The following is an 8090-nucleotide window of genomic DNA, read 5'->3' on the forward strand; positions in this document are numbered from 1 at the left end:
AGTTCAAATCCTACCAAACTGATTCAAACCCTTGACTATGCATGGAAAATTCCGGTATCAATGGATGTATCAATAACCCTTTGAGAAAGGAACGCTCCCATGAAGAATTCTTTCGTAAACCAATTCCCACATCAAAAAGTACTCAGATAAAATCGGCGTCACCATATTCTGGTGGCCAAACTTGGGTGGTGGTAAAAATGGTGCAAAACTTGAATTTGTTCAAGATTCTTAATGAAACAAAAGGAACAAAAATGAAACATTTCAGAAAAGAACTCTGGTTTGAAGTCCCCACAAGGCGGGCATTTATAAATATCACACCTGATGTTGAAGCCTGCCTTAAAGAGAGCAAAATAAAAAACGGACTGCTTCTATGCAATGCCATGCACATTACAGCATCGGTATTTATAAATGATGATGAATCAGGACTGCACCATGACTATGAAGTGTGGCTTGAAAAACTTGCTCCACATGAACCGGTTTCCCAGTATCATCACAATGGCTATGAAGACAATGCAGATGCTCACATGAAACGCCAGATCATGGGCAGGGAAGTTGTTGTTGCCGTTACTGACGGCAAACTTGATTTTGGAACCTGGGAGCGTATCTTTTATGGAGAATTTGACGGCAGAAGAAAAAAACGTGTTCTTGTTAAGATCATCGGAGAATGATCTTGTGAAGATCATCTTAAAAAACTTTCGTAAAGGTCATCATAAACTAATTTTGCTAAGTTCAGCGGAGAACAATAATGAGACTTCTTCTTATTGAGGATGATGCAAAAATTGCACAATTCATAATAAAGGGACTTATGTCGACCGGATTTGCCGTTGACCATGTCCTGAACGGAAGCGACGGGCTTTCAATGGCCACCATGGAGTCATATGATATTCTTGTCATTGACATTATGCTTCCGGAACTTGACGGTATCACGGTTATAGAAAAACTCAGAAAGGAGAAGATAAACACACCAGTTATTATTCTGAGTGCAAGGGACAGGGTGGCTGACAGAGTAAGAGGTCTTGAGGCAGGTGCAGATGACTATCTGACCAAACCTTTTGCATTTTCCGAACTTCTTGCAAGGATACAGGCTCTGATGCGAAGGGCAGGAGGAATTGTTGAAGCCACAACACTATCATGCGGAGACCTTGTGGTGGATATTATTAAGCGGGAGGTTAAAAGAGCGGGGAAAACAGTAGAGCTTCAACCACTTGAATACTCTCTTCTTGAATATCTTATGAGAAACAGAGAAAGAGTTGTCTCAAAGACAATGATAATGGAACATGTCTGGAACTATAATTTTGATCCAATGACCAATGTGGTTGAAGCACGCATATGCCGGCTGAGGGATAAAATAGACAAAGACTATCCCGTAAAACTTATCCATACAGTCAGGGGTGCTGGATATGTAATGAAAGAAAAATAATGTTATTTAAAATACCAACTTCTTTACAACGGATATGCAGAACACTGGCATTTCGCCTGACTCTCTGGTATGCAGGTATCTTTTCCATCTCCTCCTGTGCAGCTTTTCTGCTTTTCTACTTTCTTGTCTCACAGACCATTTTGAACCGTATGGACCAGGATCTGCTTGACAAGGCAGGGCTTTTCTCTGCTGTTCTCTCTGTTCAGGGTATTCAAGGCATAAAAAAAATTGCAGTACTTGAATCAAGGGCAGCCGGAGAAAGAAAGATTTTTTTTCGTCTCCTCTATCCCACAGGTGAAGTTTTTGCGTCATCTTATATGGATTACTGGCGTAATGTAAAAGTAGAAGCATCTGCTGTAAAACGCCTTATCAAAAGCCAAAGATTTTTTTTTGAGACAATCACCATTGAACCTGATCACCAGAATGTAAGAGTACTCTATCACCTTTCCGCACCCAACGTTGTCTTGCAGACCGGGCTTTCCATGGATACATATTCAAGTTTTCTGGCAGCATTCAAGAGGATGTTTGCAGGAGCTATGACAATTGTAGTAATTCTTTCGGCTGTTTGCGGCTGGTTCATGTCCCGCAAGGCACTGGGCGGCCTTGAACATGTTACGCGTACTGCAAGAGAGATATCCGGAGCAAGCCTTTCTGCAAGGGTGCCTGAAAGTAATAACCAGGATGAGCTTAATGAACTTGCAAAAACCTTTAACCGAATGCTTGACAGAATTGAAAACCTTGTAAGAAGCATACGGGAAATGAGCGACAATATTGCACATGATCTAAAAAGCCCTATTACAAGAATTCGGGGTCTTGCTGAAATCACTTTGCTTCACGACAGCTCTCCTGAAGCATATGAAAATATGGCAGCCTCAACAATTGAAGAGGCAGACAGGCTTCTTGACATGATCAATACAATGCTCGTTATATCAAGAACAGAAGCAGGTGTAGGCGGGTTTCAGTTTGAAACGTTGGACATATCAGCCCTTGTTGCAGAAGCATGCCATCTTTTTGTGCCAGTTGCCGAGGATTCAGGAATAGACTTTACATTCAACCTTGAACCAGATCTTATTTTAAATGCAGACAGGGGAATGTTACAGCGTGCCATCTCAAACATCATTGATAATGCTCTGAAATATACATCTTCTCCTGGAAATGTATGGGTTTATGCAAGAAAAACATTTGATTTTGAAAGCAAATCATCGGACTACCAAAACAAATCATCGGACTGCCAAAACAAATCATCGGTCTATCAAAATAAAACATCGCAATTTCAAAAAAATAGTGACAACAGGCAGGAAAACTTTTCAGCTTCAATACCCGTGACAATAGAAATCGGGGTTTTAGATACAGGTGTTGGGATTGCCACCGAGCATCTTGAGAGGGTGTTTGAAAGATTCTACAGAGCAGATCCATCAAGGAACAAGAGAGGAACCGGCCTTGGCTTGAGCTTTGCCAGAACCATTGCAAGGGAGCATGGAGGTGATTTGACCCTTAGAAGCACTTCCGGCCAGGGATCACTTTTTCTGCTGACATTACCATATGATAATTTTCAGGTCATTTAACAATCATCTTTCTGTATTATAGTAATGTCAGGTTAAAAGAAGGAGCGTTTTCTTGTTGTGAATTGTTTTTGATAATATAACGAATATTAAGGAGACTATTATGAACAAAATAATGAAAACTATTACAATGATTTTTTTCGTATCTCTTATGATGCTGCCTGCATCCTGTTTTGCCAAAAGTGTTCCCATGGTACCTGCAAGTTTCAGTGATCTTGCTGACCAGGCAAGACCTGCTGTGGTAAATATCAGAACAGTCAAAAATATCAGTGGTGGCGGAAGGGTATTTAACCACTTTTTTGGCCAGCCGTTCGGCGGTAATGACATGTTTCGCGAGTTTATGGAGCCTTTTCTGAGACAGCAGAATCCCAGACAAAACTATGAACAGAATAGTCTTGGTTCCGGATTTATTGTAAGTAAAGACGGTTATATTGTAACAAATAATCATGTCATTGAAGGAGCAGATGCCATCAGTGTAAAACTTTACGATGACAAAGAGTATGATGCAGAAGTTGTGGGGCGCGACCCTAAAACTGATCTTGCCCTTATCAAAATAGATGCAGACGACCTTATTCCGCTTAAACTTGGCAACTCATCTGAATTAAAGGTGGGAACATGGGTTGTGGCAATAGGAAGCCCCTTTGGCTTAGAGCAGACAGTGACAGCAGGAATTGTGAGCGCAAAGGGAAGAATATTAGGTTCCGGCCCATATGATGACTTTATCCAGACAGATGCATCAATTAACCCGGGTAACAGTGGCGGACCTCTTCTCAATCTTGACGGAGAAGTTGTTGGAATCAATACAGCAATCATAAAATCAGGACAAGGCATCGGATTTGCCATACCGTCGGACCTGGCAAAAGGCATTGTTGATCAGCTCAAAGATTCAGGAGAGGTTACCCGTGGATGGATGGGGGTTGCCATTCAGGATATAACCCCTGAACTTGCTGAATATTACAATATTAAAAAGACTGAAGGCGTGCTGGTTGGTATGGTTTATAAAGATCATCCGGCAGACAAGGCAGGAATAAAGGCCGGTGATATAATTACCAAAATAAACGATCTGCCTGTAAAATCAAGCAGGGAGCTAAGTGCATCAATTGCAGGGCATGGTGTTGGTGAAAATGTGACTGTAACCTTTATTCGTGAAGGCAAGGTAAAAACTGCCTCGGTTATTCTGGCAAAAAGAAGTGAATCTGAACCAGGTGCCATATATGATGAAACTGGCTTTGATGACTTTGGCATGAAGCTTGCCCCTCTTGATGACAATATTGCAGGACAGTTTGGTTATCGTATGAGGGTTTCAGGTCTTGTGGTAACTGAGCTTGAACCAGATGGAAAGGCAGCACAATCAGGTATCAGGGTTGGAGATCTGTTAAAGGAGGTTAACCACAGAGCAGTTGAAAATATTGAACAATATGCTGCCTTGATGAAACAAATTGATAAAGGAGAGAGGGTTCAGCTTCTCTTCAGAAGAGGAAATTCAAGTTTTATTGCCATAAGGCTTGTTAAATAAAAAAACATGCTTGACTTTTTCAGATTAAAATCCCCATCTTTTGGGGATTTTAATCTTCTTTTTTCTCAGCAAACCCCACCGCAACCACAGAGAATATAATCAATATACTCCCTGCAATCTGATAATATGATAGTATCTCCCCGAGAAGAGATATTCCTATTACAAGGCTTGTAAGAACCTCAAAGGTGCTTAGGATGGTTGCGGTGGTGGCACTTATCTCCTGAAGGCCGGCCTGGAATGCAACCATACCAATTACACTTGATATCAGTGCAACCATTACAGTTGCCATTATACCTGTCAAGGTTATATCCAGGGATAAATTGCCTGTTGCAAGCGAAGTAACTGTAAGCGTTACTGTATTAAAGAGGGTAATGTAAAATACAAGAAAGAAAGAACCCATCTTTTTAAGTGTACCATGTGACACAACAAGAATGTAATAGGCATAAAAAAGACCTGATACAAGGGCGAGCATGAACCCTGTAAATGTAAAATCCCCTGAAGTGTCAATCCCCACAAGAAAGTATATCCCTATAATAGAAATTGCAAGTGCTCCAATCTGTAGAAAACTGGCCTTTTCTTTGTAGAAAAGTACAGCCCCTGCCATTGTGGCCACAGGATAAATAAAGTGAAGAGTTGTTGCAAGACCGGTTGCCATGTGGTTGTACGAGGCAAACAGAGTCAGCATCATTAAAAAATACCCAAAAAAACTTGCATTAAACACTGGCAGAATCTGATCTTTTCTAATAGCAATGGATTTTTTTTGGGCTTTTAGAATACAAAAGATAATAGCGGCCGTGAACATGCACCTGAAAAGGCTGAAGGAAAATGGATTAAATCCCCCTTTATATGCAGTGGTGGCAAAAAGTGGAATACATCCAAAGCTTGATGCAGCAAGTATGATAAGAAGAATGCCCTTGATTTTATTATGTTTCATATTATTATCTATAAACTTCCTTGATTTTGAAAAATGAAAGGCAGAATATCCCAAAAAATATTTATGCACAAACATTTAGATCGATTTTCGGGCATCTTTCATTCCTATCTTTACACTTATATAGAGATCATCTCTTTTTATCGGGAATATCTATTTAAAAAATGCAAAATAATTCTAATTTGATTTAAAGGATGCCACATTTTGGCATCCTTCATTTGCCAGTTTACACTTTTTGGAGCCACATTCCCATTTTTAGGGAATTATCTCAAAAAACGTGTCAACTACTTTTGATGGATTCTGAAGGATGCCCACATTTTCACCTTAAAAGAGGAGCAGGGTAAAAGAGAAGATATGTTTAATTCAAAAAGAGTTGCCGTAACAGGCGGATGTGGTTTCTTGGGTTCTCATTTATGTGAGATGCTTTTAAAAAAAGGTTATGAAGTTATTTGCATAGACAACTGTTTTACAAGCTCAAAAAAGAATATTGAAAACTTTATGAGCAATCCCATGTTTGAGTTTATCCGCCATGATATTACATTTCCGTTATACATTGAGGTTGATGAAATATACAATCTTGCCTGTCCAGCATCACCTGTGCATTATCAAAGAGATCCTGTACAGACCACCAAGACATGCATACATGGAGCCATCAACATGCTGGGTCTTGCAAAGCGCCTGAATGCAAAAATTCTGCAGGCATCAACAAGCGAAGTATATGGAGATCCGGAAATACATCCCCAGCCTGAAGGATATTGGGGAAGAGTAAACCCAATTGGCATAAGATCCTGCTATGACGAAGGAAAAAGGTGTGCTGAAACACTTTTCTTTGATTACCACAGACAGCATAATCTAAAAATCAAAATAGCGAGAATATTCAACACCTATGGTCCCAGGATGCACCCGTCAGATGGCAGGGTTGTTTCAAACTTCATAATGCAGGCAATTGAGAACAAACCCATTACAGTATATGGGGACGGAAGCCAGACCAGGTCTTTTTGTTATGTTGATGATCTTATAAGAGGGCTTGTTTTTCTCATGGAATCTGATGATAAGGTAACAGGCCCCATCAATCTTGGAAATCCTGCTGAGTTAACAGTAATTGAACTTGCAAAGCAGGTCATTGAAATGTGTGGTTCAAAATCTGAAATTGAATTTAAACCCCTGCCTTCTGATGATCCTCTTAAAAGAAAACCTGACATATCACTTGCTGCTCAGGAACTTTCATGGTCACCCAAAGTCCCCCTTGAGAAGGGATTGAAGGCAACCATAGATTATTTCATGGGCATTTTTAATGCATAATAACATACCTATAACTATAATTGGAGCCGGCGTGGTCGGCCTTGCAATTGCAGCACGTCTATCCTGCAAACAAAAAGATATCTTTGTAATTGAGCAACATCCGAACTTTGGGCAGGAGATAAGCAGCCGTAACAGTGAGGTAATCCATGCCGGAATCTATTATCCTGCAAATTCTTTAAAGGCAAGGCTTTGCCTGGAGGGAAACCGCATCCTGTATGATATATGCCGTCGGCATAAAATTCCCCATCGAAAATGCGGCAAACTCATTGTTGCAACAGATAAAAGCGAAGAAGAATCTCTAACCAGTATAAAAAAACAGGCAGAAGATAACGGAGTGACTGACATCCACTATCTTTCTCAAAAAGAAATCCGGAACCTTGAACCATCTGTCAATGCTGTTTCTGCACTCTTTTCTCCTTCCACAGGAATAATTGATGCCCATAGACTCATGCGCTACTTTTTTGCAACTGCAAAAAGAAACAAAACTCAATTTATATTTAACTGCCGTGTAAGGGAGATTGAAGCCCAAAAACAAAAAGGGGGACTTTACAAGGTGTCAGTTGAATATATTGATGGTCAGTCAGATCATTTTGTTACAGAAAGGATCATAAACTGTGCCGGACTTCATTCCGATGAAGTGGCAAGTGCCATGGGTCTTGATGTTGATAAGCTTGGCTACAGGCTTCACTACTGGAAGGGGGAGTATTTCAGCCTGAACAGCATACCTGGAAAAAAATTATACTTTTTTCCTGAATGCCAAAAAGTCCCTGAATATCAGAAAATTCCTGAATGCCAGAAAGTTCTTGAATGCCAGAAAGTTCTTGAATGCCAGAAAGTTCCTGAATGCCACAAAGGCTTTTTTGAATATAAAAAACCAGAAGAGTCCTTGGTTAATTTTATAAAACACCTTGTCTATCCTGTGCCATGCCCAAATAATGAAGGTCTTGGAATACACCTGACAATGGATCTTTCAGGCCGTATCAAATTCGGCCCTGATGCCACCTTTCTTGACAAAAGGGATAAAGATTACAGTGTGGATATTTCAAAAAAAGAGCTGTTTCATGAAGCTATCAAACGCTACCTGCCATGTATAAAAAAAGAAGACCTTGTGCCGGAAATGGCTGGTATCCGTCCGAAACTTCAAAAAAAAGGGGATGGAGTAAAGGATTTTATTATAAAGGATGAGAGTTGCAACGGACTTGAGGGTGTAATTAATCTTACAGGCATTGAGTCACCAGGCCTGACAGCAAGTCCCGCCATTGCAGGCTATGTGGAAAGACTTATAAACGGATAGTATATTTATATGAAAGTCTCAATAAATAGCTGTTTTTAAAACGACTTTCATTTCTTCGATTGTGG

7 protein-coding genes are annotated in these 8090 nt (G+C 40.2%); 6 read left to right on the plus strand and 1 reads right to left on the minus strand.

Annotation, left to right across the window (positions count from 1 at the left end):
• Positions 1 to 251: 251 nt before the first annotated feature.
• The 4 genes from MTBBW1_RS22410 (at position 252) to MTBBW1_RS22425 (ending at position 4498) form a co-directional block, all read left to right on the plus strand.
• Positions 252 to 668: a secondary thiamine-phosphate synthase enzyme YjbQ gene (locus tag MTBBW1_RS22410; RefSeq protein ID WP_080807579.1), complete on the plus strand. Its 417-nt coding sequence runs from the start codon at positions 252 to 254 to the stop codon at positions 666 to 668.
• A gap of 77 nt (positions 669 to 745) precedes the next feature.
• Positions 746 to 1420 carry a response regulator gene (locus MTBBW1_RS22415; protein WP_080807491.1) on the plus strand — a complete coding sequence of 225 codons (675 nt, stop codon included), beginning with the start codon at positions 746 to 748 and terminating at the stop codon, positions 1418 to 1420.
• Entirely contained in the window at positions 1420 to 2985 is a 1566-nt protein-coding gene (locus MTBBW1_RS22420) for a sensor histidine kinase (protein ID WP_080807494.1), read from the plus strand. Before MTBBW1_RS22415 ends, MTBBW1_RS22420 begins: the two co-directional genes overlap by 1 nt.
• 100 nt (positions 2986 to 3085) lie before the next feature.
• Positions 3086 to 4498 (plus strand): DegQ family serine endoprotease, encoded by a 1413-nt coding sequence (locus MTBBW1_RS22425; RefSeq protein ID WP_080807497.1) that lies wholly within the window; start codon positions 3086 to 3088, stop codon positions 4496 to 4498.
• Between the two features lie 49 nt (positions 4499 to 4547).
• Here MTBBW1_RS22425 and MTBBW1_RS22430 read toward each other — a convergent pair whose 3' ends face one another.
• Positions 4548 to 5432, minus strand: a complete 885-nt coding sequence (locus tag MTBBW1_RS22430; RefSeq protein WP_186441643.1) for a DMT family transporter — start codon at positions 5430 to 5432, stop codon at positions 4548 to 4550.
• A gap of 351 nt (positions 5433 to 5783) precedes the next feature.
• On the opposite strand from MTBBW1_RS22430, the gene MTBBW1_RS22435 reads away from it, so the two are divergent.
• Entirely contained in the window at positions 5784 to 6731 is a 948-nt protein-coding gene (locus MTBBW1_RS22435; protein WP_080807503.1) for a UDP-glucuronic acid decarboxylase family protein, read from the plus strand.
• Positions 6724 to 8025 (plus strand): NAD(P)/FAD-dependent oxidoreductase, encoded by a 1302-nt coding sequence (locus MTBBW1_RS22440; RefSeq protein ID WP_080807507.1) that lies wholly within the window; start codon positions 6724 to 6726, stop codon positions 8023 to 8025. Before MTBBW1_RS22435 ends, MTBBW1_RS22440 begins: the two co-directional genes overlap by 8 nt.
• Positions 8026 to 8090 lie beyond the last annotated feature (65 nt).

Origin of the sequence: Desulfamplus magnetovallimortis, assembly GCF_900170035.1 — a bacterium.
GTDB lineage: Bacteria > Desulfobacterota > Desulfobacteria > Desulfobacterales > Desulfobacteraceae > Desulfamplus > Desulfamplus magnetovallimortis.

Excerpts from the sequence above, each read along its gene's own strand:
- MTBBW1_RS22410 (WP_080807579.1), top strand. The coding sequence starts at position 252 with ATGAAACATTTCAGAAAAGAACTCTGGTTTGAAGTCCCCACAAGGCGG.
- MTBBW1_RS22415 (WP_080807491.1), top strand. The coding sequence starts at position 746 with ATGAGACTTCTTCTTATTGAGGATGATGCAAAAATTGCACAATTCATA.
- MTBBW1_RS22420 (WP_080807494.1), top strand. The coding sequence starts at position 1,420 with ATGTTATTTAAAATACCAACTTCTTTACAACGGATATGCAGAACACTG.
- MTBBW1_RS22425 (WP_080807497.1), top strand. The coding sequence starts at position 3,086 with ATGAACAAAATAATGAAAACTATTACAATGATTTTTTTCGTATCTCTT.
- MTBBW1_RS22430 (WP_186441643.1), bottom strand. The coding sequence starts at position 5,432 with ATGAAACATAATAAAATCAAGGGCATTCTTCTTATCATACTTGCTGCA.
- MTBBW1_RS22435 (WP_080807503.1), top strand. The coding sequence starts at position 5,784 with ATGTTTAATTCAAAAAGAGTTGCCGTAACAGGCGGATGTGGTTTCTTG.
- MTBBW1_RS22440 (WP_080807507.1), top strand. The coding sequence starts at position 6,724 with ATGCATAATAACATACCTATAACTATAATTGGAGCCGGCGTGGTCGGC.